This is a genomic window from Chungangia koreensis (assembly GCF_042651785.1).
GTDB classification, from domain to species: Bacteria; Bacillota; Bacilli; order Bacillales_A; family Planococcaceae; genus Chungangia; species Chungangia koreensis.
Map to the genome: position 1 here is coordinate 109,275 of NZ_JBHSEC010000002.1, position 25,275 is coordinate 134,549.

General features: G+C 43.1%; 24 protein-coding genes and 1 pseudogene. 1 reads left to right on the forward strand and 24 read right to left on the reverse strand.

Annotation, left to right across the window (positions count from 1 at the left end):
- Positions 1 to 32: 32 nt before the first annotated feature.
- From ffh to ACFOZY_RS02265, 15 genes and pseudogenes are all read right to left on the reverse strand, one after another.
- Positions 33 to 1,379 (reverse strand): annotated as a pseudogene (gene ffh / locus ACFOZY_RS02195) (signal recognition particle protein); the annotation flags it as partial.
- 12 nt (positions 1,380 to 1,391) lie between these two features.
- On the reverse strand, positions 1,392 to 1,727 hold the full coding sequence (locus ACFOZY_RS02200; protein WP_378151787.1) for a putative DNA-binding protein: 336 nt from the start codon (positions 1,725 to 1,727) through the stop codon (positions 1,392 to 1,394).
- Positions 1,728 to 1,794: 67 nt separating this feature from the next.
- Positions 1,795 to 2,814 carry a signal recognition particle-docking protein FtsY gene (ftsY, locus tag ACFOZY_RS02205; protein ID WP_378151789.1) on the reverse strand — a complete coding sequence of 340 codons (1,020 nt, stop codon included), beginning with the start codon at positions 2,812 to 2,814 and terminating at the stop codon, positions 1,795 to 1,797.
- 14 nt (positions 2,815 to 2,828) lie between these two features.
- Positions 2,829 to 6,392 carry a chromosome segregation protein SMC gene (smc, locus tag ACFOZY_RS02210; RefSeq protein ID WP_378151792.1) on the reverse strand — a complete coding sequence of 1,188 codons (3,564 nt, stop codon included), beginning with the start codon at positions 6,390 to 6,392 and terminating at the stop codon, positions 2,829 to 2,831.
- Between the two features lie 2 nt (positions 6,393 to 6,394).
- The gene (rnc, locus tag ACFOZY_RS02215) at positions 6,395 to 7,072 is read right to left on the reverse strand and encodes a ribonuclease III (protein WP_378152199.1); all 678 of its coding nucleotides are present in this window, start codon (positions 7,070 to 7,072) and stop codon (positions 6,395 to 6,397) included.
- A gap of 207 nt (positions 7,073 to 7,279) precedes the next feature.
- A complete protein-coding gene (gene acpP, locus ACFOZY_RS02220) occupies positions 7,280 to 7,516 on the reverse strand; it encodes an acyl carrier protein (protein WP_378151794.1) in 237 nt (78 codons plus the stop codon).
- Between the two features lie 37 nt (positions 7,517 to 7,553).
- Positions 7,554 to 8,300 (reverse strand): 3-oxoacyl-[acyl-carrier-protein] reductase, encoded by a 747-nt coding sequence (gene fabG / locus ACFOZY_RS02225; protein ID WP_378151796.1) that lies wholly within the window; start codon positions 8,298 to 8,300, stop codon positions 7,554 to 7,556.
- A complete protein-coding gene (fabD, locus tag ACFOZY_RS02230) occupies positions 8,300 to 9,247 on the reverse strand; it encodes an ACP S-malonyltransferase (RefSeq protein WP_378151798.1) in 948 nt (315 codons plus the stop codon). The genes fabG and fabD overlap by 1 nt, the downstream gene beginning before the upstream one ends.
- Position 9,248: 1 nt before the next feature.
- Entirely contained in the window at positions 9,249 to 10,235 is a 987-nt protein-coding gene (gene plsX, locus ACFOZY_RS02235; protein WP_378151800.1) for a phosphate acyltransferase PlsX, read from the reverse strand.
- Position 10,236: 1 nt separating this feature from the next.
- Positions 10,237 to 10,818 (reverse strand): transcription factor FapR, encoded by a 582-nt coding sequence (fapR, locus tag ACFOZY_RS02240; protein WP_378151802.1) that lies wholly within the window; start codon positions 10,816 to 10,818, stop codon positions 10,237 to 10,239.
- A 93-nt stretch (positions 10,819 to 10,911) separates the two neighbouring features.
- Positions 10,912 to 12,960 (reverse strand): ATP-dependent DNA helicase RecG, encoded by a 2,049-nt coding sequence (gene recG / locus ACFOZY_RS02245; RefSeq protein WP_378151804.1) that lies wholly within the window; start codon positions 12,958 to 12,960, stop codon positions 10,912 to 10,914.
- Positions 12,957 to 13,847 (reverse strand): L-serine ammonia-lyase, iron-sulfur-dependent, subunit alpha, encoded by an 891-nt coding sequence (gene sdaAA / locus ACFOZY_RS02250; protein ID WP_378151806.1) that lies wholly within the window; start codon positions 13,845 to 13,847, stop codon positions 12,957 to 12,959. Before sdaAA ends, recG begins: the two co-directional genes overlap by 4 nt.
- Before the next feature lie 15 nt (positions 13,848 to 13,862).
- Positions 13,863 to 14,525 (reverse strand): L-serine ammonia-lyase, iron-sulfur-dependent subunit beta, encoded by a 663-nt coding sequence (gene sdaAB / locus ACFOZY_RS02255; RefSeq protein WP_378151808.1) that lies wholly within the window; start codon positions 14,523 to 14,525, stop codon positions 13,863 to 13,865.
- Between the two features lie 148 nt (positions 14,526 to 14,673).
- Positions 14,674 to 16,335 carry a DAK2 domain-containing protein gene (locus tag ACFOZY_RS02260; RefSeq protein ID WP_378151810.1) on the reverse strand — a complete coding sequence of 554 codons (1,662 nt, stop codon included), beginning with the start codon at positions 16,333 to 16,335 and terminating at the stop codon, positions 14,674 to 14,676.
- 17 nt (positions 16,336 to 16,352) lie between these two features.
- Positions 16,353 to 16,715 carry an Asp23/Gls24 family envelope stress response protein gene (locus ACFOZY_RS02265; RefSeq protein ID WP_378151812.1) on the reverse strand — a complete coding sequence of 121 codons (363 nt, stop codon included), beginning with the start codon at positions 16,713 to 16,715 and terminating at the stop codon, positions 16,353 to 16,355.
- A 228-nt stretch (positions 16,716 to 16,943) separates the two neighbouring features.
- On the opposite strand from ACFOZY_RS02265, the gene rpmB reads away from it, so the two are divergent.
- A complete protein-coding gene (gene rpmB, locus ACFOZY_RS02270; protein WP_378151814.1) occupies positions 16,944 to 17,132 on the forward strand; it encodes a 50S ribosomal protein L28 in 189 nt (62 codons plus the stop codon).
- Positions 17,133 to 17,289: 157 nt separating this feature from the next.
- Here the strand turns inward: rpmB and spoVM are convergent, their stop codons facing one another.
- From spoVM to def, 9 genes are all read right to left on the reverse strand, one after another.
- The gene (spoVM, locus tag ACFOZY_RS02275; RefSeq protein ID WP_378151816.1) at positions 17,290 to 17,406 is read right to left on the reverse strand and encodes a stage V sporulation protein SpoVM; all 117 of its coding nucleotides are present in this window, start codon (positions 17,404 to 17,406) and stop codon (positions 17,290 to 17,292) included.
- A gap of 15 nt (positions 17,407 to 17,421) precedes the next feature.
- Complete coding sequence (locus ACFOZY_RS02280) at positions 17,422 to 18,075, reverse strand: thiamine diphosphokinase (RefSeq protein ID WP_378151818.1); 654 nt, start codon at positions 18,073 to 18,075, stop codon at positions 17,422 to 17,424.
- Entirely contained in the window at positions 18,072 to 18,737 is a 666-nt protein-coding gene (rpe, locus tag ACFOZY_RS02285) for a ribulose-phosphate 3-epimerase (protein WP_378152201.1), read from the reverse strand. Before rpe ends, ACFOZY_RS02280 begins: the two co-directional genes overlap by 4 nt.
- A gap of 2 nt (positions 18,738 to 18,739) precedes the next feature.
- Complete coding sequence (rsgA, locus tag ACFOZY_RS02290) at positions 18,740 to 19,621, reverse strand: ribosome small subunit-dependent GTPase A (protein ID WP_378151820.1); 882 nt, start codon at positions 19,619 to 19,621, stop codon at positions 18,740 to 18,742.
- A gap of 99 nt (positions 19,622 to 19,720) precedes the next feature.
- A complete protein-coding gene (gene pknB / locus ACFOZY_RS02295; protein ID WP_378151822.1) occupies positions 19,721 to 21,673 on the reverse strand; it encodes a Stk1 family PASTA domain-containing Ser/Thr kinase in 1,953 nt (650 codons plus the stop codon).
- Positions 21,660 to 22,430, reverse strand: coding sequence for a Stp1/IreP family PP2C-type Ser/Thr phosphatase (locus ACFOZY_RS02300; protein WP_378151824.1), 771 nt, complete (start codon positions 22,428 to 22,430; stop codon positions 21,660 to 21,662). The genes pknB and ACFOZY_RS02300 overlap by 14 nt, the downstream gene beginning before the upstream one ends.
- Before the next feature lie 76 nt (positions 22,431 to 22,506).
- Positions 22,507 to 23,838 carry a 16S rRNA (cytosine(967)-C(5))-methyltransferase RsmB gene (gene rsmB, locus ACFOZY_RS02305; protein ID WP_378151826.1) on the reverse strand — a complete coding sequence of 444 codons (1,332 nt, stop codon included), beginning with the start codon at positions 23,836 to 23,838 and terminating at the stop codon, positions 22,507 to 22,509.
- A complete protein-coding gene (gene fmt, locus ACFOZY_RS02310) occupies positions 23,835 to 24,776 on the reverse strand; it encodes a methionyl-tRNA formyltransferase (RefSeq protein ID WP_378151828.1) in 942 nt (313 codons plus the stop codon). The genes rsmB and fmt overlap by 4 nt, the downstream gene beginning before the upstream one ends.
- Complete coding sequence (gene def / locus ACFOZY_RS02315) at positions 24,773 to 25,270, reverse strand: peptide deformylase (RefSeq protein ID WP_378151830.1); 498 nt, start codon at positions 25,268 to 25,270, stop codon at positions 24,773 to 24,775. The genes fmt and def overlap by 4 nt, the downstream gene beginning before the upstream one ends.
- Positions 25,271 to 25,275 lie beyond the last annotated feature (5 nt).

The following is a 25,275-nucleotide window of genomic DNA, read 5'->3' on the forward strand; positions in this document are numbered from 1 at the left end:
TTCGAATAAAGTCCAATTTAAATTAGTTATCTGAAAAGTGAATCTAAACCAGGCATGCGTTTTTTCTTCTTGCCTGTTGTCATACCTGACATTTGTTTCATCATTTTCTTCATTTCTTCAAACTGTTTTAACAGACGGTTCACTTCCTGAATAGAAGTCCCTGACCCCTTCGCAATCCGTTTTTTCCGGCTTGAATTGATCATTTCAGGTGTTGCTTTTTCCTGTTTGGTCATGGAATAGATGATCGCCTCGACACGCCCCATCTGTTTTTCATCCACTTTTGCATTTTCAAGCCCTTTGATTTTATTGGCCCCAGGAAGCATTTTCAGTATTTCATCAAGTGGCCCCATCTTTTTGACTTGTTGAAGTTGCTCAACGAAATCATCAAGGGTGAAGCTCTGTGTCCGGAACTTTTCTTCCAGTTCCTTCGCCTTACTTTCATCGACTGTGGCCTGCGCTTGTTCGATCAGGGTCATGACATCGCCCATACCTAAAATACGGGACGCCATCCGATCTGGATGGAATGGTTCTAAAGCATCCATCTTCTCACCCATACCGACAAATTTGACCGGTTTTTCAGTGACTGAACGAATAGATAAAGCTGCACCACCGCGTGTATCGCCGTCAAGCTTCGTCAAGACGACTCCGGTAATACCGAGAGTTTCATTGAAACTTTGGGCAACATTAACAGCGTCTTGACCTGTCATTGCATCGACAACAAGGAAAATCTCATCCGGTTGCTTAAGCTCCCGAATATCCTTAAGCTCCTGCATCAGTTCTTCGTCAATATGAAGTCGACCTGCTGTATCGACGATGACCACATCATTGTGATCTTCCTTCGATTTTTCCAGAGCCTGTCGAACAATTTCAACCGGCGAAACATCTGTCCCCATCGAGAAGACAGGTAAACTAAGCTGTTTACCCAATGTTTCAAGTTGCTGGATAGCCGCTGGGCGGTATACGTCAGCAGCCACAAGCAACGGTTTTCGGTTGTATTTTTTTCTAAGTAAATTTGCAAGCTTACCGGAAGTAGTTGTTTTACCTGCCCCTTGTAAACCGACCATCATAATAACCGTCGGTGGTTTCTTGGCAAATTGAATCGAAGACTGTTCCCCGCCCATCAATTCGGTTAACTCATCTTTTACGATTTTAATAACCTGTTGGCCTGGGGTAAGGCTTGTCATCACTTCTTGCCCAACCGCCCGTTCACTCACGCGTTTGACAAAGTCTTTGACAACCTTTAAGTTAACATCCGCTTCGATCAATGCAAAACGGACTTCCCTCATCATTTCCTTGACGTCTGCTTCGGAAATTTTCCCTTTACCTTTGATTTTTTGGATAGTGCCTTGCAGCCGCTCGGCTAATCCTTCAAATGCCATGCCTGCCGCCTCCTAATCCCATTCTTTTAATCGGTCAATCAATTCGAGCATTTCAGCCGGTTCTGCATTTCCGGATTTCACTTTTTCTGCCAGTTCATTAATAATTGCTTTCCGGTGCTGGAATTTCTCGAAAAGCATTAGCTTTCTCTCGTATTCCTCCAGCATAGCACCAGTTCTCCGGATATTATCATAAACAGCCTGCCTGGATATTTCATATTCTTCTGCGATCTCTCCTAAGGACAGATCATCCAAATAATAATATTCCATATAGCTCCGTTGCTTTTCCGTCAATAAAGCTTGGTAAAAGTCAAAGAGGAAGTTCATGCGCGTTGTCTTTTCTAATTGCATCCGCCACTCCCCCATGCTAAATAGTCTTTAACATTGTATCCTGATGCTATTTTGCTGTCAAGTAAAATTACTTGCTATCTTCTTCCTTATCGCCTTCGGCCTCTGCTTCTTTCTCAAGCCCTTCAGCAAATAGCCCGTAAACATATTTTTCAGCATCAAACGGTTGGAGATCGTCCATCTTCTCACCCAATCCAACGAACTTGACAGGAATCTTTAGTTTACTGCGAATAGCCAGTACGATTCCACCTTTTGCCGTCCCATCGAGCTTTGTCAATACAATCCCTGTTACATTGGTGGCTTCTTTGAAGGTTTGTGCCTGGATTAAGGCATTTTGGCCAGTTGTAGCATCCAAAGCTAACAATACTTCATGTGGGGCACCTTCGATTTCCCGAGAAATGACACGATGAACTTTTTCAAGTTCTTTCATCAAATTGACTTTATTTTGAAGCCGCCCCGCAGTATCACATATGAGAATATCAGCTTTGCGGTTTTTAGCCGCACGAATTGCATCATACATGACAGCGGCCGGATCAGAACCTTCTGCTTGGCGGATTACTTCGACACCTACGCGCTCTCCCCAAACTACTAATTGGTCAATTGCACCTGCACGGAATGTATCCCCAGCAGCAAGCAGGACGTTCTTACCTTCAGATTTAAATTTATGTGCCAGCTTTCCAATGGTTGTCGTTTTTCCAACGCCATTCACGCCAACCAGCAAAATTACAGTCAGGCCACTCTCCTGAATATTTAATTCAATGGAGTCAGATTCGCCGGATTCGTAAATCTCAACAAGCTTTTCGGAGATGACCGATTGGATTCCCGCTGTATCTTTAATATTCTTGCGCTGCACTTCAAAACGCAAAGCGTCCATCAATTCCATGACCGTGTCAAAACCGACATCCGCTTGGAGAAGGACATCTTCCAACTCTTCGAAAAAATCCTCATCAACCTTACGATATCTTGCCACTAAATCATTTACCTTTGACGTGAATTGATTCCGCGTTTTTGACAGACCGTCTTTAAACTTATCGGTTACGGAATCTCCCTGTCCGGTAATTTTCTGCTTCAGTTTTTGAAAAAAACTCACATTCATTCTCTCCTTTATGTGACTAACACTTCAGCTTCTTCAGTAAGTTTAACTGATACCAACTTAGAAATCCCTGATTCTTGCATCGTGATTCCATATAGGACATCCGCACCCTCCATCGTACCCTTCCGATGGGTGATTACGATGAACTGGGTTTCCCCGCTAAATTTCCTCAAATATCTGCTATAACGAAGAACATTCGCTTCATCAAGTGCAGCCTCTACTTCATCGAGAATGACAAACGGCACTGGCCGTATATTCAAAATCGCGAACAATAAAGCAATCGCGGTCAACGCCCGTTCTCCCCCAGAAAGAAGACTCATATTCTGAAGCTTCTTGCCTGGTGGCGATGCCACAATATCCACACCTGTCTCAAGCAGGAGCTCCGGATCCGTCAGTACTAAATCGGCATGACCGCCTCCGAAAAGTTCACGGAATACACTTTGGAATTCTCTTCTTACCGCATAGAAAGTCTCGCCAAATCTTGTAATCATCTCTTCATCCATTTCAGAGATGGTCTGGTATAAAGTTTCCTTTGCTTCGAGTAAGTCTTCCCGTTGTTCAGTCAGGAACACATGACGCTCTGAAACACGGTCATATTCTTCAATTGAAGCTAAATTGACTGGACCAAGTTCATCAATAGACTGTTTCAGCAATTTGACTGTCCTTCTTGCTTCATCTTCCGGAAGAGTTAACGTATGTCCAGCTGCCTCTTCAATTGATAGTTCATATGTCTCCTCAAGCTTTGCCGCCAGTGTAGAACGTTCAACCTCTAAACGGTTTTGTCTTATTTCACATGAACGCACTGCATCCGCATGAATTTTATGGATTTGTTGCAATTCTTTCAGTTTCAGTTCCATTTTTTCCATACGTTCTTGTTCTTTGGTGCGTTCTTCTTTACCGTTCGAAATCTTGTTCGTCAAACGGTCCTTTTCACTCTGCCATTTCAGAATTGCGGTTGATATCTCTTCTTCTGTCGGCCCATTCGCCCCTTCCCCATTCTGGAACCAAGCCATTTCCTGAGAAATTCTCTCTAAGCGGGTTTTTGTTGCCGATTGTTCCTGTTCAGAATGGGCAATTTGTTGACGCAAATTGCTTACTTGCTCTTGTAAAACAGCAGCTTTAGATCGAAGTTCGGCGAAGGTTTCTGTCATTTCATCACGCTTCGCTTGGCTTTCATTTTTAAGAAGGGTAAGCTTTTCAATCGAATGATTAATTTCATTCAATTCGGATTTTAACTCGGTCTGTCTCTTTTCAGCTTCCGCCTTACGTTCTTCTAAACTGCTTTGAAGACCCGTAGCATCATTTTTTTCCGATTCAAACAATGATACGCGATCCCTCAACGATTTCTCTGCTGTCCCCAACTCGCGTAATGCAGAAGCGATGTCCATTTCAAGCTTGCGGAGTTCCTCACCCTCCGTACGCAGAACGGACAACTTTGCAGTCAAATCGGCAACCGAAGCTTTAAGATCGGACACTGCAGTTTCGGCGCTTTGAATCGTGCTTTCTAGAGAAATGAGTTTCCCGGTCAATTGCTCGAGTTCGGCTTTCCGTGAGAATAAGGATGATTGCTGTTTGACAGCGCCCCCTGTCAGGGAACCACCAGCATTCACTACATCCCCATCCATTGTGACAACCCTGTACCGATACCCGCATGCTTTTGCAATTTGTGTAGCGCCTTTCAGTTCCTTTGCAACAATGACATTGCCCAAAAGGTTCTCGACAATGTCTCTATATCTCGGCTCTACAGTAACAAGTTCATCTGCCGTATTTATAAAAGCAGGATGACTTTTGATCGGAGCAAGTGAGGATGGCTGGATTTTGCGCGATTTCATCGTGGTCCGCGGTAGGAAGGTTGCGCGCCCTACGCGCTTAGACTTTAACCAAAGAATGGCTTTCCGCGCGCTTTCATCCGTATCTGTGATGATATGTTGGAGTGCGGCACCTAATGCGGTTTCAAGTGCTTTGGCATATTCGCCTTCCACTTGGATCAATTCAGCGACAGCTCCGTCAATGCCAGTCAATTCTCCTTTTTCCCTTGCCACTAAAATTTCTTTAACCCCAGTATAGAAACCGGAGAAGTCCGCTTCAAGTTCCTCGAGTGTTTCTTTTCTGCCTTTCAGCTGATGCTGAAGCTGATAGGCTTTATAGAGCATTTCCTGTTTCTCATCAAGTGACGTTTTTTCATTCTCCAACTGCTGCTGGCATACTTGAAAATCTTCTAATTTCTTTTGAAGCCGCTCCTGTATTTCCGAAAGTTCATTTTCTTTCCGTGACCGTTCTGTACTTATCTGCTTAAGTTCTTCGTAGACCTCAGTCGAACGGCTGGACATTCGTTTCGATGCCTCATTCTGCTGGATCATCTGCTGTTCAATATGCTTCATTTCATTTCGGACAGTCGCTTCCTCATTCAAGCGTTCGATGTAGATACTTTTTTGTTCCTCAATCTCATCTTCAATTTCGGAAGCCGAACGTTTCAATAAATCTTCGATGTCACGCATTTCCTTCCGGATGGCAGACAATTCTGACTGGCGATTTTCCAAAGCTTGACAGTCCTCTTCAATTCTCATTGAAAATTGATTCAGCTTTACTTCTTCATCTTCACTGTTCGCAGTAAGAGCTTGCAGTTTTTCATCAGCATTTTGGCGTTTTTCAGCCATAAGTAGTTTTCTGCCTTCCCAACGTTCCACTTCAGAGCTTGCTTCAACAAGCTCACCTTGGGCTTGCTCAATTGTTTGATCGATTGTTGACAAAAGCTTTCTAATTTCTGAAAGCTCCTCTTCCTTCGATAAAATCTTCGCCGCAAAATCTTGTTCGTTTTTACTATGAGTCTTCAATTCTTCCGTCAACTGAAGAAGGTCATTCGATAACCGTTGACCGTCTTGCCCTAATAATGCGATCTCAATATCTTTTAATTCTGCAGACATACTTAAAAAATCGGAAGCTGCGGAGGCTTGCATCTTAAGCGGCTCCAATCGATCATCCAATTCCCTTAAAATATCAAGTACACGGTTCAAATTGTCGTCAGTCTCAAAAAGCTTATGTTCCGCTTTCTTTTTCCGCTGCTTATACTTCAAAACACCAGCAGCTTCCTCAAAAATTGTACGGCGGTCTTCCGCCCGGCTGTTTAAAATTTCATCGACCCGGCCTTGGGAAATGATTGAAAAAGCTTCCTTTCCTAAACCAGAATCCATGAACAAATCGGTTATGTCTTTAAGTCTACAAGACTGTTTATTCAATAAGTATTCACTGTCACCCGAACGAAACACTCTCCGGGTGACGCTAATTTCACTAAAATCGATCGGAATTCTGCTGTCGCTGTTATCCAAGATCAAAGTTACTTCTGCATAGTTAAGCGGCTTTCTCGATTCACTTCCAGCAAAGATGACATCTTCCATCTTAGAGCCCCGCAAAGATTTAGCTGATTGCTCACCTAATACCCAACGGATGGCATCAGTTACATTACTTTTGCCACTGCCATTCGGTCCGACAACTGCCGTAACACCCGGAACAAAATCGATTCCAATCCGATCGGCAAATGATTTAAAACCGACAATTTCTAATCGCTTCAGGAACAAACTTACCCCTCCTGACTTTTACTCTGCTGTTTAATCTCTTTGATGGCCGTTTGGGCTGCATGTTGTTCCGCTTCTTTTTTAGATTTTCCATGGCCGTTTCCAAGCTCTTTACCATCCAATAACACTCGGGAAACAAACGTCCGACTATGTGCCGGCCCGCTTTCCTCAACTATTTCATAAGTCAGTGAACCATTGTTCCCTTGTTGGATTAACTCCTGCAATTGGCTTTTATAATCCATCACATGCGAAAAAGCACCCGTTTCTACTTTCGGATATACTACCTTCTCCAAAAATGAAATCACTGCCTCAAGCCCATGTTCCAAATATAATGCACCGATATAGGATTCAAACACATCGGCTAATAAGGCCGGTCTTGTTCTTCCTCCAGTCAACTCTTCACCTTTCCCTAAAAGGACATACTCACCAAAGTTCAATTCATTGGCAAAAATAACAAGTGATGGCTCACAGACGATCGCTGCACGCAATTTTGTCATTTCACCTTCACTCATAGAAGAGTACCTCTGGAACAAGTATTTGGACACTGCAAGTTCAAGTACAGCATCCCCTAAAAATTCAAGGCGTTCATTATCCGTAAAGAGTTTCCGCCGATGCTCATTCACATAAGATGAATGGGTAAAAGCCTGATATAACAAATCGATATGTTCAAATTGGACTCCCATCTTACTTTGGAATTCAATAAATTTTTTACGGACTGATTCGGGATATTGTTCTTTCCCGGGTCCATTTCCTTTTCGCTTAACATTCATGGACGATTCTGCCTTTCGATAGTTTCTTCACTATAGTTTACCCTTTCTTTAGCCGCACTGCAAAACGGAAAAAGAGACGCTCCCTCCTTTTTTATAAAGGGGAGTGTCTCTATTGTCGAATTAGTTCACTTTACCTTCGATATAATTGACTGCATCACCGACTGTTGCAATCTTTTCTGCATCCTCATCGGAAATTTCCATGTCGAATTCATCTTCCAATTCCATGACGAGTTCAACTACATCAAGAGAATCTGCTCCAAGATCATCACGGAATGATGCTTCCATTTTCACGTCGCCTTCTTCAACACCAAGACGGTCGACCACTACTTTCGTTACACGTTCAAATACTGTTGCCACTATTGTCACCTCCCCTCAAGGGTCTATATTAAGTAAATTACATGACCATTCCACCGTCAATATGAAGTGTTTGTCCGGTCATATAATCTGAATCCGAAGAAGAGAGGAATAATACCGCTTTTGCTACGTCTTCAGGGTTACCAAGCTTACTTAAAGGTATCTGCGATAACATTTGACTTTTAATGTCTTCCGGTAATTCATCTGTCATTTCTGTTGTAATGAAGCCTGGAGCCACAGCATTGACATTAATATTTCTGCTTGCCAATTCTTTTGCAGAAGTCTTTGTTAGACCGATGACTCCAGCTTTAGCAGCCACGTAGTTAGCTTGCCCCGCATTTCCCGCCACGCCTACGATTGAAGAAATGTTGATGATTTTGCCTGAACGCTGCTTCATCATTTGTCTTGTCACAGCTTTTGTACAGAGGAAGACGCCTTTCAAGTTCGTATTGATGACATCGTCCCATTCATCTTCTTTCATACGCATAATAAGGTTATCACGTGTAATTCCAGCATTATTCACTAAGATATCTACTGAACCGTAATGGGACAAAGCCTCTCCAACCATCGCTTGTACACTTTCGGAGCTGGATACATTTGCTTGAATGGCAATCGCCTCGCCGCCATTTTGACGGATCAATTCCACTACTTCTTCGGCTTTTGCTTGGCTACCGCTATAGTTGACGACTACTTTTGCCCCTTCTTCAGCCAACATTATCGCGATGGAACGGCCGATACCTCTTGAACCGCCTGTCACAATGGCAGTTTTACCGTTAAGTTTCCCCATTAATCCCACTCCTTTGACGTCTCAATGACGGCATTTAACGTTTCCATATCATATACAGGATAGATTTTAGCCGCTCGGTCTACCTTCTTTACTAAGCCACTCAATACCTTTCCAGGCCCAGCTTCAATAAATGTGTCCACCCCTAAATCTATAAGCTTCCTAACCGTATCTTCCCATAAAACAGGTGAATACAACTGTTCGACTAATAGGGGTTTGATTTCCTTGGCTGAAACAACAGGCTCTGCAGTCACGTTTGAGATCACGGGAACAGTGGCATTCTGCATATCAATCGAGCTTAACACATCATCAAGACGACCAGAAGCGGGACGCATCAGTTCTGAATGGAAAGGACCACTGACTACAAGTGGAATCGCCCGTTTTGCACCAGCATTCTTTGCGGCTTCACATGCTTTCTCGACACCGGCTTTCGTTCCTGAAATAACGATTTGGCCCGGGCAGTTTAAATTGGCAAGTTGAACTAAATCACCGCCTGAACTAATCTCATCTGTTACATTTTTTAACGCTTCACTTTCCAATCCCAAAATGGCTGCCATAGCACCTTCGCCAGCAGGAACAGCATCATTCATATAAAGTCCACGCTTATGAACCGCTGTAACAGCGTCTTCAAAACTCATCACACCCGAAGCTACTAAGGCACTATATTCACCAAGACTATGTCCGGCAGTATAGTTAGCTTGAATTCCATTCTCATTCAACAATTCTGTAATCATAGCGCTTACGGTCAAAAGAGCCGGCTGTGCATGATAGGTTAATGTTAACTCCTCTTGAGGTCCGTTGGTCATTAAGTTTGAAAGAGAGATGCCTAGTAACTCATCCGCCTTATTAAAGTAACGCTCCTTAAGTTGCGGATACGAATTTAATAGATCCACACCCATTCCGACTGACTGTGCTCCTTGTCCAGGAAACAGAAAAGCAATCTTTGTCATTCTACTTTCTCCCTTCAATGGTTTCTCGAATAGTCCCGATGACATCGTGCTGAACCATCGTTCGTGCTTGTCTAATTGCGTTCATGACTGCATTTGCATCTGATGAACCATGTGCCTTGATAACAGGTGCTTTCAAGCCGAACAATCCAGCTCCGCCATACTCAGAGTAATCGAGCATACCCTTCAGTGACTTTAGTTCTTTTTTCATCATGACTGCAGAAACCTTTGTTAGTGGAGTAGCCATAAAAGCTCCTTTTAACAATTTGAAAATGGCACTCGCTGTACCCTCGATTGACTTCAATACCATATTGCCTGTGAAACCGTCTGTTACAACAACGTCTGCTACACCGTCCAATAAATCGCGTGCCTCTACGTTGCCGATAAAGTTAACAGGTGCATCTTGCAGAAGTTCAAAAGCCGCTTTCGTCAATTCGTTACCTTTTTTGTCTTCCGTTCCAATGTTCAAAAGTCCCACACGAGGACGATTGATTCCACGTACCTTTTCAGCATAGACGCTGCCCATGATGGCAAATTGTAAGAGATGCTCCGGTTTGGCATCTGCATTTGCTCCTAAATCAAGCATAACAAAACCTTTTCCATCGACTGTCGGTAACGTTGGCGCTAAAGCAGGCCGTTCAACGCCTTCGATTCTTCCGACAACAAAAAGTCCAGCAGCCATTAAGGCACCTGTGTTCCCTGCTGATACACATGCATCCGCTTGCGCATTCTTTACAGCTTCCGCCATTTTTACCATGGAAGAATCTTTTTTGCGCCTGATTGCGCGAACCGGCTCGTCTTCCCCTTCTATTACTTCCGAGCAATGATGAATAGTGAGTCGGGGATGCTCTTTTAAAAAAGGAGTCATTTTTTCCTGATCACCATAAAGATCAATATGTATATCTTCGAATTGTTCTAATGCCGAAAATGCGCCCTTGATCATTTCCTCCGGAGCATGATCGCCGCCCATCGCATCTAATGCAATCCGCATCTTAATCACCTAAGCTTTCTTCTTTAGTTCTGTACATTTCAAAGTGTCCTGTTAAGACAACTTCGTTTTCAACTGTACAGGTAACGTCTACAAAAGTTCGTCTTTTCAATTCTTCTTTCTTTGTTACAATAGCTTTTGCAATTACCCGATCACCTGAGTGGACTGGCTTCTTAAAAGAAATGGAGGAATTGACAGTCAACGCGAGTTCATCATCAATCACCGCAACCGCTAATGAGTTGGCCTGCGCAAAAAGATGGTGTCCCCTGGCAATGCCATTTCGTTGGAAAACATGCTCTTCCTTCACGTCAAAAACAGAGACAGCTCTACGATCAAGTTCAATATCTACAATATCACCAATAACCTCATCAATCGGCAAGGAACGGACTTCATTTTCCAAAGATTGAGAGGCAACGAGTTTAATACGTTCACGAAGTTCTGGAATCGATAATTCAAGTCGATCAAGACGGACCGTCTGGACACTCACGCCAAACTCCCTGGCCAAGTCATCATCCGTCACGAATGGGTTCGCTTCAATCATTTCAGCCAATAAACGCTGGCGTTCTTTCTTAGATCGTCTCATCATTTCACACCGCCCGAATTAGCACTTGGTACTAATATCAGTATATAAATACTAAAAAAAGAATGCAAGGACAGATTAGCCTTTGCATTCTTTTTCTCAATCAATGCGTTCACTGCTAAGAGCACCAGACTCATTTAATTGTTCTCGGAGACAAGCAGTCTCTTCGTCCCGCCAGAAATCATCGGAAGCAAGCAGCTTCTCTGCGTCATTCCTGGCAGTTTCGAGCGCTCTATAATCATGTACCAAATCCGCCATTTTAAATTCAGGTAAACCACTTTGTTTTGTACCGAAGAAATCACCAGGCCCACGAAGTTCCAAATCCTTCTCTGCGAGGACGAAACCATCATTCGTCTCCGTCATGGAAATCATACGTTCTTTTCCTTCTTCCGTCTTCGGATCGGCCAATAGAATACAGTATGATTGGTGTTCACTTCGTCCAACCCTTCCCCTTAACTGGTGGAGCTGCGCAAGTCCAAAACGCTCAGCGTCATAAATGACCATGAATGTGGCATTTGGTACGTTTACTCCAACTTCCACGACGGTTGTAGAAACTAATATTTGAATTCGCCCCTCACTGAATTCCCGCATGACACGATCTTTTTCATCCGAATGCAAGCGCCCATGCATAAGTCCGACTTCATATTTTCTACTGAAGTGTGTGGCGAGTTGTTCATAAACATCAACGGCATTTTGAACATCCAACTTCTCGGATTCCTCAATGAGTGGGCATATGACGTAAGCTTGCCTTCCCTTCTCCAATTCCTTTTCAAGTTGGTTTAAGACAGGATGGAGAGACTCTTTTTTCACCCATTGGGTTTCGATTTTTTTACGCCCTGCAGGCAATTCATCCAAAGTGGAGACATCCATTTCCCCAAAGGCAGTTATAGCTAAAGTACGGGGAATCGGTGTTGCAGTCATGAATAATACATTGGGATTTTCACCTTTATCCCGCAATATCCTTCTTTGTTCAACACCGAAACGATGCTGTTCATCTGTTATGACCAGTCCCAACTGCTTGAATTCAACGTCTGGCTGAATAAGGGCATGGGTGCCGATTAGTAAATCGATTTCCCCATCTCTTAGTTTCTCCAACAGGATTCTCCGTGTTTTCCCTTTAACGGAGCCTGATAACAAAGCAATATTAACACCAAATGGAACCAGCCATTCAGCAAGAGAAGCAGCATGCTGTTCGGCCAGAATTTCCGTGGGAGCCATAAGAGCTCCTTGATAACCACCTGTTATCACTGCATATAAAGCAAGTGCCGCTACAACAGTTTTCCCTGAACCAACATCTCCCTGTAAGAGACGGTTCATACGGACGGGTTCTTTTAACTCCTTACACAGCTCATTAACCACCCGCTTTTGGGCGTTGGTCAATTCATACGGCAAGGAAGAAATAAGTTTCCGCAGCTCCTGTACATCATAATGAATCGGTAAGCCGCCTTCGTTTTCTTTTCTTACTTTCTTCATGGCTTGCATTTTCAATTGAAAGTTCAACAGTTCCTCGTAAACAAACCGTCTTCTTGCTTGTTTGAAGTGTTCGGCATTCTTCGGGAAATGTACGCCTTCGAGCGCCTCCTGTATAGAGATTAAGCGATACCCTTCACGTAAGTATGTAGGGAGGCAATCTTGAAGAGAGTCCTGTAGAAGATCCAAAGCTTGTCTCATATACTTCCTGAACGTTTTTTGATGAATTAGACCTTTTAAACTATACACGGGCTCAAAGTCGGCATGGTCCATTTTCGGTCCATTCGTAAAGGAACTAACATTGATCACCTGGCGTCCGCGGTCCCATTTACCGGTCAATGTGACGACCATACCGGCAGAAAGTCTATTTTTCAAATATGCCTGATTAAAGAATACTGCCTTAATGAGGTGTCTGCCGGTCAGTACATGGACTTGTAAGCGCGATTTATTTTTCCCCAAAAAAAGAACGGAAGGTTCACTTTCGACCCTTCCTTCAATGGTGACTCGTTCATTATGTGGTGTTTCAGTCAAATCCTTTAGTCGAAAATCTTCATGCCGATATGGGAATGTCATGATTAAATCATATAGAGAAATGATCCCCAGTTCAGACAGAACTTCCTCCGTCTCCTTCCCGATGCCCTTCAGGATTGAGACAGACTCCGTGTTCATCGTTGTCATTGCTTAATTGCTCCGCCAAAGATTTTAGATTCCAGCCATCTTCCAGTCGGTGTATTTGCCAAACCGCCTTGGGCAGTCTCTTTAAATGCGCTCGGCATTCTCTCACCGATTTCATACATCGCAGAAATAACTTCGTCCGTCGGGATTCTGCTGGTCACACCAGCCAGAGCCATATCTGCTGCAACAAGAGCATTGGAAGCACCCATTGCATTTCGTTTAACACAAGGAACCTCCACTAATCCGGCAACCGGATCACAAACGAGTCCGAGCATATTTTTCAATGTAATCGCAAAGGCTTCGGAGCATTGTTGCGGTGACCCACCTGCCATCTCCACAATAGCGGCAGCAGCCATGGCAGCAGCGGAACCAACCTCTGCCTGACAGCCTCCTGCAGCTCCGGAAATGGATGCATTATTAGCGACGACAAAGCCAAATGCTCCAGAAGTAAACAAGTACCGGATCATTTGTTCACGGGTCGGGTTGAGCTTGTTCTTTACAGCAAACAAAGTCCCTGGCACTACTCCAGCTGACCCAGCAGTCGGGGTAGCACAAATTGTTCCCATTGCAGCATTCACTTCATTTGTCGCAACTGCCTTGCTGACAGCGTCCAACATGAGCTCACCTGACAATGTGTTGCCCTTGTTCATATAGTTTTGTATTAAGACAGCATCTCCTCCCGTTAAGCCGGAAACGGAGTTCACGCCTTTCAATCCTCTTTCCACTGCCTGTTCCATGACCGTCAGATTATTGTCCATCTGCGCCATGATTTCTTCTCTACTGCGCTTCGTCACAAGGCTCTCTTGTTCTAACATAATTTCTGATATTAATTTATTTTGAGAAACGGCGAGTTCCACTAATTCTTTTACACTACGAAATAAGATAGTCATATAAGGACCTCCTGTTTAGTCCACGATTCTGGTCACTTGTGTAATATGCGGAAGAGCAGATATTTCTAACATGATCTTTTCATCCACATCTGAATCCATCTCAATAACCATTAATGCCATTTCACCGACCGCTTTTCTTGAAACTTCCATTCTGCCGATGTTGATATCATAATCGGCAAGGCTTGTGGCAACCTTTGCGATACTGCCCGGCCGATCTTCATGAAGAACAAGGATGGCTGGATGTTGACCGGTCAAACGAAGAGGAAAACCATTGATTTCAGTCATTTCAATTTTTCCTCCGCCAATAGAAATTCCCGTTATCTCCATGACACCTTCGTCATCCCCGATGACAAGCTTTGCGGTATTCGGATGATCTGCATGTGCATCTTCCGGAATGAATTCAAACTCCAGGCCGACTCTTTCGGCTTCTTCAAATGACGTTTTGATACGTTCATCAAACGTGTCGTAGTCAAGAAGACCTCCAATAATGGCTACATCCGTCCCATGTCCCTTATATGTTTCAGCGAAAGATCCATATAGATGGATTTTGGCCCACTTTGGCTGGCGGCCAAACAATTCTCGGGCCAATCTGCCAATACGGGCTGCACCTGCGGTATGTGAGGATGATGGTCCGATCATTACCGGACCGATTATATCAAAAACAGATTTGAACTTCATGCCCAAACCCCCTTGTAATTATAAGTTACTATTAGTCTATTCTAACACGTCACACACTGAATAGACACAAATATCGAATTATATGAAAGCGCTTTCTGACTCAATTGAGAAAAAAGCGCATGTTGTGACATACGCTTTTCCCTCGATGTTATTCTACTGAGATGATATACGGGTACAACGGTTGTTTTCCATTGTATGTTTCTACTTCAACATCGGGGTATTGTTCTTCAATGAAAGCTGCAAATTCATCTGCATCTTCCTGTGTTACATGTTCTCCGAAAAGTAAGGAAACGATTTCTGATTCTTCGTCAATTAGCAGTTGTATTAGTGTCTTAGTGACTTCTTCCAAGGAAGAATCGGAGCTGACAATTTTCCCTTCTGCCAAAGCCATGTAATCATCTTTTTTAATGTCTACACCATCAATGGAAGTATCACGTACCGCAAATGTTACTTGACCTGTCTTGACGTGTTCAAAAGCACTTACCATTTTGTTCTTGTTTTCTTCCACAGCTATTTCAGGGTTAAAAGCAAGAATGGCAGCCATTCCTTGTGGAACCGTCTTAGTTGGTACTACAGCAGCCTCGATGTCCAATACTTCCGCAGCTTGTTCTGCTGCCATGATGATGTTTTTGTTATTCGGCAAGATCAACACTTTTTCAGCACCGATCTCTTCCACTGCTTTCACAATATCTTCAGTAGAAGGGTTCATCGTTTGACCACCCTCGATGACATAAGAAGCGCCGAAGCTTTTTAGCAAGTCAGCAATGCCTTCCCCCATAGCAACTGTTACTACAGCATAGGGTACCTTCTTTGCCGTTTCTGTTTGTTCTTTCTTGTAGCCTTCACCGACAATTTCAGTATGCTGTTGTCGCATATTTTCAATTTTAATTTTTATAAGACTTCCATATTTTTGTCCGTAGTTTAAAACTTCTCCAGGTTCTTCTGAATGAATATGGACTTTAGCTATTTCATCGTCAGAAATAACCAGCAAGGAATCACCATAATGACTCAAATCTTCACGAAATTTCGATTCATCAAACGGATGTACAGAAGTTTTTTCCCCTTCAAAACGGACCATGAACTCCGTACAATAGCCGAATTCGATTTCAGAAGTATCCATGAAACCTTGAACCATGTGGTGTTCAGCACTGACGAGATCGTCCATCGAAGTATCTGCTGCATTGATTTCAGGAAGCTCTTCTCCCTTCAAGCTGGAGAGGAATCCTTCATACACAAATACTAAACCTTGACCACCACTATCTACTACTCCCACTTCCTTTAATACGGGGAGTAAATCAGGCGTCCTTTTTAAGGATGCTTTTGCTTCCTTTACAATTTCGCTCATGACTTCAAGGATATCTTCTGTTCCCTTTGATACTTCGACCGCTTTACGGGCCGAATCCTTCGCCACGGTAAGGATTGTACCTTCAACTGGTTTCATCACTGCCTTATAAGCAGTTTCAACACCAAACTGGAATGCATCGGCGAATGATTCCGCATTTAGTTCATCACGGTTTTCTACAAATTTTCCGAAACCACGGAAAATTTGGGATAAAATGACCCCGGAATTTCCACGCGCTCCCATAAGCAACCCTTTGGACAAAGCTTGAGCAGTTTTGCCTAAGTGTTGTTGTGTATGAGACTGCACCTCTTTAGCACCAGATGTCATAGATAAGTTCATGTTGGTCCCCGTATCACCATCCGGCACTGGGAAAACGTTCAGTGCATCGACGTATTGGGCATTCCTCTGTAAATTATGTGCTCCCATACGGACCATTTCGGCGAATTTTATACCGTCTAAAGACTTCATGAAAAAGGTTCCTCCTCTTACAGGTTCGTCACTCGGACACCCTGTACGTAAATATTAACGGATTTCACGTCCATCCCAAGTGTTTTAGTGGTTGTATAACGGACCTTTGATTGCACTTGGTAGGCTACTTCCGAGATTTTTGTACCATAACTGATTATGACGTACATATCGATATGTAAATCATTTCCGATTTGACGCACGATGACGCCTTTCGTAAAGTTTTCTTTTCTAAGGATATCCGTCAATCCATCTCGGATCTGATGTTTAGAGGCCATGCCAACAATCCCGTAACACTCAATTGCTGCTCCGCCTGCAATTTGTGCGATTGTCTCATTAGATATATCAATATTCCCAAACTCATTTTTCAATTCGATTGACATAATGATGCCTCCTTAAAGTCCAATTTGACTATAGCAATTGTACTACAATCCTCGTAATTGTTAAAGAAAGCGTCCGTTTCTATGAATAGTGTAAAGGATTTATTCTTGAAAGTACATAGAAATTAAGTTGCAATGGATGTTGGATTATGATAAATTATTATGGTATGTGAAATATATTCGAACTGAAAAAGATCTATTTCAGCTTCTTTGTGAGGAGGGGAAACAACAATGCCAAAACAATGTGTAATCACTGGACGTAAAGCTCGTTCCGGCAACGCTCGTTCCCACGCGATGAACGCCAACAAACGTACTTGGGGCGCAAACCTTCAAAAGGTCCGCATTCTTGTAGACGGCAAGCCTAAGCGTGTATGGGTTTCTGCAAGAGCGTTGAAATCTGGAAAAGTAGAACGCGTGTAATATAATCAAAAAATAGCGCTGTACCGATCATTTCCTATGTAGGATGGGATCGGTACAGCGCTTTTGATTTTTCAAAGAATATCAAGTAAATCCCATTTGATTCCTCAAAACAATAGCTCCTCTATACAAAGCGAGCAAAAAATAATGCCGGGCATGATCAGCCTGGCATTTTTTCTTTTCTTCCTTTTGGACCTTCTTCTTTTTGGAATACTGAAATGCATTTTCTCGCAAAACTGCTAACCATCTTCGGCAGCCTGAATGTATACACGCGCATCGATTCACTCCCTTTTTAAACGTCGGTACCTCTTATCACCAAACATATGCCTGAAGAGAATGAGATAGTACAGACATCAGAAGCGAATTCATTACTTGTAAATTTGGTCATGCCCTGCTTAATACACTCATGTTCGATTTCATACTTAAATCCCCGTAGCGTTACGTCTTCCACAACCTCACCAAAAGAGAAAAAAGAAATATATTTATAGGAATTACTTGTCAACTGATGGACTCCAGGGAATAGGAAGTGCATTTCATTTCCCTGATCACGGATTAGAACTTCCATCCTGGGGAACCGTTTCTGGACCCGTAGCATTAGATGGAGAGCCGAGAGAAAGTGATCGATACGCCCCCCGGTTACGCCTGTAAGTATCAGCTTTTCAGGCTTATATTCCACTGCATGGCGAACGGCTGCTTCCGTGTCGGTTTCATCCTTCTCAACAGGGAGTTTCTCAATAGATGATACTCGTTCACGTAAAGTTGTCCATTCTTTCTGATTTACTGAATCGAAATCCCCAACAATATGGTCAGGGGTGATCCCTTTCGTCAACAAGTGAATGGAACCTCGATCAGCACCGATGTATATAAGATTCCCCTTCTCTTTATGAGGCTTGAAATTCATGAGAAGTTCCTCAGGACCACCTGCACAGATCACGACAACTGTCATTTCGAAATGGCCTGCTCCCCTGCACTGCGAATTCCCTGTAATGCCACTGCACGGTTATCCTGGTTGTAAATGGCAGAGCCAGCAACAAAAATTGTCGCCCCAGCCTCCACACAAGGAACTATGGTCTCTTCATTAATGCCGCCATCAATCTCAATTTCAACACTCAATCCTTTTTCTTTTATGGATTCAGAAAGTTGACGAATTTTAGGGACCACAGAATTAATGAATTTCTGTCCTCCGAATCCAGGATTCACAGTCATAAGAAGAACCATATCCACATCTTCTAATACATGCTGGATCGATTCGACTGGTGTATGTGGATTTAATACAACCCCTGCTTTAACGCCAAATGATTTGATCAATTGGATCGAACGATGTAGGTGGCGGGAAGCTTCAACATGAACAGTTATGTAATCTGCCCCCGCTTTCGCGAATGCTTCGATATATTGATCAGGATTTTCAATCATCAAATGTACATCGAGCGGTAATTGAGTTACCGGACGTAACGCCTCTACAATTAGAGGGCCAATGGTAATGTTAGGGACAAAATGTCCGTCCATGACATCGACATGGATTAGATCAGCTCCAGCGGCTTCCACTTCCCTTACTTCTTCACCTAATTTCGAGAAGTCTGCTGATAGGATGGATGGTGCAATTTTAATCATTACTCATACCTCGGCTTTCGGTCCATAATTTCTTGCAGAAACTGAAGATAATTCTCGTAACGTGACTTAGCTACTTCACCATTTTCCACTGCAGTTTTCACTGCACATTTAGGTTCCTTTACGTGAAGGCACCCACGGAATTTACATGCTTGGGAAAGTCGATCGAATTCGATGAAATTCGCAGACAGGTCTTCTTTGTCGATATGGTCAAAATCGAGAGAGCTGAAACCCGGAGTGTCTGCAATCAACCCTCCTGCCACTTCCACAAGTTCAACATGACGAGTTGTATGTTTACCCCTTCCGAGAGCTTCCGAAATTTCACCTGTTTTTAAATTCAAATCAGGAACCAACATATTTAACAATGAGGATTTCCCTACTCCCGACTGTCCGGCTAACACACTGATCTTACCGGATAGATGTGGGCCTAATTTGTCAATGATTCCATCATCTTCGCGGCTTGTTGAAATCACTGTATAACCAATTGATTCGTAATAGGCAATCATTTCTCTATACAATTCATCTTGCTCTGTCATTAAGTCATTTTTTGTAATACAAATAATAGGTTCTATATGATGAGATTCTATGACTACTAAGAAGCGGTCAAGTAGATGTGGGCTGAACTCAGGCTCTTTAGCCGAAAAAACTAATAAAGCTAAGTCAACATTTGAGACGGGAGGGCGGACAAGTTCATTTTTTCGTTCATGAATGATAGTTATGACACCTTCATTCTCCCCGGCTTTTTCATAATCTACATAGTCGCCGACAAGAGGTGAAATTCCACGATTCCGGAATACGCCCCTTCCCTTGCATGGAAGTAGATTCTGTCCGTCATAAACATAGTAAAATCCGCTGATTGCTTTTCTTATTTGGGCTTGGGGCATCCAATTCCTCCTTCAGGATAAGTTTACAAATAGGTCTCTACCACTTTTACATCATCATAACACGAAACAGTTGGAGGAGCATTCCCCCAACTGTTCCGGTCATTCGAGCTCTTCGTATGAAATTACTTTTTCTTCAATTATTTTTTCATCTCGGACAATTCGATAGTAAGCGTCTTGACCCGGAGCAATTTCCATTTTAATCGTGTACTTTGTATCCTCAGTAATCATCAGTTCTTCTACAGGCTCAACATCACGATTTTTATTGTCATTGATGGAAATGAGGACATGCTGTGCAACCCCTTCTTGTTCTGGCTCGTAGGGGATTGTAATCTCTTTCGAATAAAACTTGATTGGTTCTTCTACTGGTCCTTTGGAGATCACTACTTCTACTGTAGAACCCACTTCAATCTCGGTTCCTGCTTTCGGCTTTTGATCCATCACTTGGCCAGCAGGGATAGTATCGGAATTCTTTTCGTCTACTTTAATAATAGAATAACCAAAAGTTTTAGCATATTCTTCAACTTTGCTTTCCGTCAATCCAATCAAATCAATCAGAGGTCTAGTCTCTTTCCCTAAGCTGACTGTAAACGTGATTTCAGTATCCTCAGGAACTACTTCAGAGCCTCCTCTTGGATTTTGATCAATAATAGTGTCTACTGGTTGATCGGAGTATCTTTTCTCGGTACGAATATTAGCGAAATTCAAGGAATCTAATAGGGTAGTAATTTGACTAATATCCTTGCCCCTATAGTCCTCCAGTGTGATCGTCTCTTTACCGGTACTTACGTATAGTGAAATCTCAGTTCCTTCATCTCGCATTTTGCCGGCCTCAGGAACAGTCCTTATAATATAATTTTCTTCTATCTCATCAGACGGTTGCTCCGTCTTGTCGCCTATGGTAAAACCGGCGGCTGTTAGTGTTTCCTTCGCTTCTTCAATTTCCAAGCCGGAAACATCCGGAACTTCAATTTTTTGTGGTCCAAACAATCCTGGGAATGCGATTACCGTTACCACACCTGTCAGCAGAAGGGCGAAAATGATTCCGACAATCCATGGCCACTTTTTCCTTTTCTTTTTAACAGGTTCGGGTACAGGTTCATTTTTGACAACAGGATCGATTTTCTTCGTTTCCTGAATCTGTCCAAAATCGACAGGTTCCTTAATGACTGGTATCGCTTTTGTTGCAAATTCATCATCCGCAGGTATTAAGAATTTCGGCTCATTGCGCCTCTCCGGCAATAATACAGTATTTAAATCATCCAACATATCATCCGCAGAGCGGTATCGATGCAAAGGATCCTTTGCTGTAGCTTTTAGAACGATATTCTCCAAACTTTGAGGAATGGATGGATTCTTTTCCCTGACGGATGGTGTCTCTGTTTGAAGATGCTTCAGAGCGATTGAGACAGCTGATTCTCCCGAAAAAGGAAGCTCACCGGTCAACAACTCATATAGTACGATTCCTAATGCGTAAATATCCGACTTTTTCGTTGCTGTTCCGCCTCTTGCTTGCTCAGGAGACAAGTAATGAACAGTTCCTAATACTGAATTCGTTTGCGTGAATGATGTTGCGCTTAGTGCCATTGCAATTCCAAAGTCAGTCACCTTGGCCATTCCTTGTTCATCCAATAGAATGTTCTGGGGCTTAATATCACGGTGAATGATTTGGTTTTGATGGGCATGCGCAATTGCTGACGTTAGCTGTTTCATGATGGCAACCGAACGTTCTGGAGAGATTGGTGCACGTTCCATTATATACTGTTTCAATGTTTGACCTTTTACATACTCCATTACAATATAATGAAGATTCTCTTCTTCACCAACATCGTAAATACTAACAATATTAGGGTGTGCCAAACTTGTCGCTGAGAGTGCTTCTCTTTGGAATCTTCTATGAAGCTCCTGTTCGTCGGCAAAGTCATAACGGAGAACTTTAATCGCGACATCCCTGTCCAATATCATGTCATGGGCCAGGTAGACGTTTGACATTCCACCGCCGCCAATCATCTCAAGCACTTTATATCTACCGCTAATACGTTTACCTATCAACATCTTGCTGCACCTCCCCGGACATTTCCGACATGATGATTAAGGAGATGTTATCTTCTCCCCCTCGATCATTCGCTTGGCGGATGAGTTCATCGCCGGCCGCTTCCAGATTCTCTGCTTTTTCAAGGACTGTCAAAATTTCATTTCCTGACAACTTATTTGACAATCCATCGGAACATAAGAGGAGGACGGAATGCTCGTCCACCGGAAACTCTATGAAATCAGGGGTTATCGCCTTTTCGGATCCAATCGCTTTTAAGATTAAATTCTTTTGAGGGTGATGTTCTGCCTGTTCCTGACTGATTTCCCCACTTTCCACCAACGCGTTCACATAGGAATGATCTTTAGTCACTTGTTCGATAGAACCATCAGAGATCAAGTAAACTCTACTATCGCCTACATGGCAAATTAGGCAATAGTCATTATAGAGTAAAGTTGCATCCAGTGTTGTTCCCATTCCTTTGCAAGATGGGTTTTCTATTGCAGATTGATAAATGTGCTGATTAATCTCAAGAACCGCCTCATGTAGCCATTCCTTCCTGAATTCCCGATTTCTGAAATCAGGCTCAGATACAACCGCTTTGAAGGAATCAGCGAGTTGCTCGACAAGGATACTGCTCGCTACATCTCCAGCATTATGACCGCCCATACCATCTGCGATGACCGCTAAAGTAACCTCATCAGAATGCTTATAGACCTCTGCACGATCCTCGTTTACTGAACGTTTTTTTCCAACATCACTTCTGATCACAAACCTCATACATTCATCCCCTCATATCCATCGTTCCCAAATGAAACAATTTTCCTAAGTCAAAGGAAACCTTCTTTTTCTACTCTTATTGCTTCTCAAAAGCGGCTACAAAAAAACCATCACTGCCAAAGTCTTGGGGCAACACTTGAATCATCCCTTTTTGTGGGAATAGAGGAGACAACTCATCTACCGCTTGCATATCCGGATGCTTCTCCATAAATTGACTGGAAACCTCCCGATTTTCAGTAGGTTCTACCGTGCAAGTACTGTAAACTAATATTCCTCCGGGCTTCAATAATGTATAGGCCTCATCTAGTAAATCCAATTGGATTTTTTGAAGACTTTTCGCATCTTGTTCAGTTTTTGTGTACTTAATATCAGGTTTTCTTCTGATAACCCCTAAACCGCTGCATGGGGCATCGACCAAAATCCGGTCAAATGACTCCGTTTTAAACTGCTCACCTGCTTTACGACCATCAGCAGTCTCTGCTTGAATGATTGAAAGACCTAATCGCTCAGCATTTTCACGAATCAATTTAACTTTGTGTTCATGCAAATCGAGAGAAATGATTTCACCCTTATTTTCCATCTTCTCCGCAATATGCGTCGATTTACCGCCTGGTGCAGCACACATGTCAAGGACCCGCATACCCGGTTCCACCTTTAACGCATGGGCCGGAAACATCGAGCTTTCGTCCTGGATCGTGATCAAACCTTCTTTAAAAGCAGTTGTCCTGACAGCTTGTCCATTCGTTACGTAAAGACACTCAGGTACTGTCTCGCTCCGTTCGACTTTCAGGCCATCCTCTTCAAGTTTTTCTACGACGGATTCAATAGTTGTTTTAAAAGTATTAACGCGTACAGTTTGGACTGGGGCACGGTTATTTTCAAAAGCCATTTCTCGTGTTTTTTCAAATCCATACTCTTTTATCCAATCTTTAATCATCCAAAGAGGATGACTCGTTTCAATAGCGAGACGCTCTATTGGATCTGCGATGTCGTCTAAAGAACGAACGCCCTGTCTCTGAATGGAACGCAATACTCCATTTACCATGGAGGATATTCCTTTATGGCCTCTCCGTTTTGCAATTTCTACAGCCTCGTTCACAACTGCATGGGCCGGTACTCTCGACAAATAAAGGAGTTGGTATAATGAAATTCTCAATAACTGTTTCACCCAATCCTCGATTTTCCCACGTAAAAACGGCTTCAAATAATAATCCAAAGTCATTTTGTGTTGCAGAGTTCCATAGGTGATCTCTGTGAGAAGGGAGCGGTCTTTCGGATTAATTCCATGCTTTTCTATCGTATTATGAAGTAACAAGTTACTATATGCCTGATTTTTTTCGACAGCCATCAAAATAGAAAGAGCAGCTTCCCGTACGTTGCCATTTCCTCTTGTCGAGTTTTTACTCATTCATATCTGTCTCCGATCTGAATTTTGGATCCCGCTCCGTTTAAAAAATCGGATACGGCGATACGTTTTTTGCCTGCAGGTTGGATATCAGTCAGACCAATTGCCAGCTGGTCTCCCGTTTTGACAACAATCCGGTCCTTTGTTAATCCGATAATTTCTCCAGGTTCTCCGGACTTATTCGTTTCTTCCGGTTCTCCCCACCAAACTTTGACCGTTTGTCCATCGAACAAAGTATAGGCAACTGGCCAAGGGTGAAGTCCTCTAATTTGGTTATAGATTTGCTTACCACCATTCGTCCAATCGATCCGTTCTTGTTCTCTGGAAATATTCCAAGCGTATGTAACCTTCGTTTCATCTTGTGGAATCCGCGGATTTACTCCATTTAAGACATCAGGCAGCGTTTCTTTTAATAACTTCGAACCTGCATCGCTCAACTTTTCAAACATACTGCCTGTATGATCCGTCACATCGATCGGAACTTCAACTTGGGAAATGATATCACCTGCATCCAACTTTTCTGCCATATACATGATCGTGACGCCGGTTTTATCCTTTCCGTCCATGATTGCTTGATGAATCGGAGCACCTCCGCGATATTCCGGAAGAAGCGAAGCATGGACATTTAAGCTTCCAAGACGTGGAGAGTCCAAAATTTCTTTCGGCAACAGTTGACCAAAGGCAGCTGTGATGATCAAATCTGGATTCGAATGAATGATTTCTTCCATCTCAGGTGAGCCTTTCAGCTTTTCCGGTTGCAAAACAGGCAAGCCGAGTCGCAATGCTTCTTCTTTTACTGGCGTAGGCGTTAGTACTCTTTTTCGACCTACGGGCCTGTCCGGTTGAGTGACTACATAAGATATTGTATGCCCTTCTTCATGAAGCATTCGAAGAATCGGCACAGAGAAAGAAGGGGTGCCCATAAATACGATGTTCGTCATTCCGTCTCCTCCTGTTCTTCATCAACTTCAAGTTCGGAAGGATCCACAATACGAAGTATTTTCGAATCGAAAAGAATACCATCCAAATGATCAATTTCGTGCAATATAGCGCGTGCTTCATAGTCCTCCGCCTCTAATTCATACCAAGAACCATCCCGTTCTTGTGCCTTGATGCGAATGAAGTACGGTCGTTCAACTTCACCATAGAGACCAGGTATGCTAAGACACCCTTCTATATCAACTGATTCTCCTTCAGTACCTGTTACTTCAGGATTAATCATTTCAATCGGATCTTCGCCCTCACCTAAATCGACGATCGCCACTCGCAGTGGGACGCCGACTTGTGGAGCCGCAATGCCGACTCCGTCAGCATCAAGCATTGTTTCGTACAAATCATCAAGCAAAACGGTCAATTCTTCATCGAAGGCTGTTACCGGTTTGCATACTTCTTCTAATATTGTTGCGGGTTTTACTACTATCTGTCTTATTGCCATGTGGT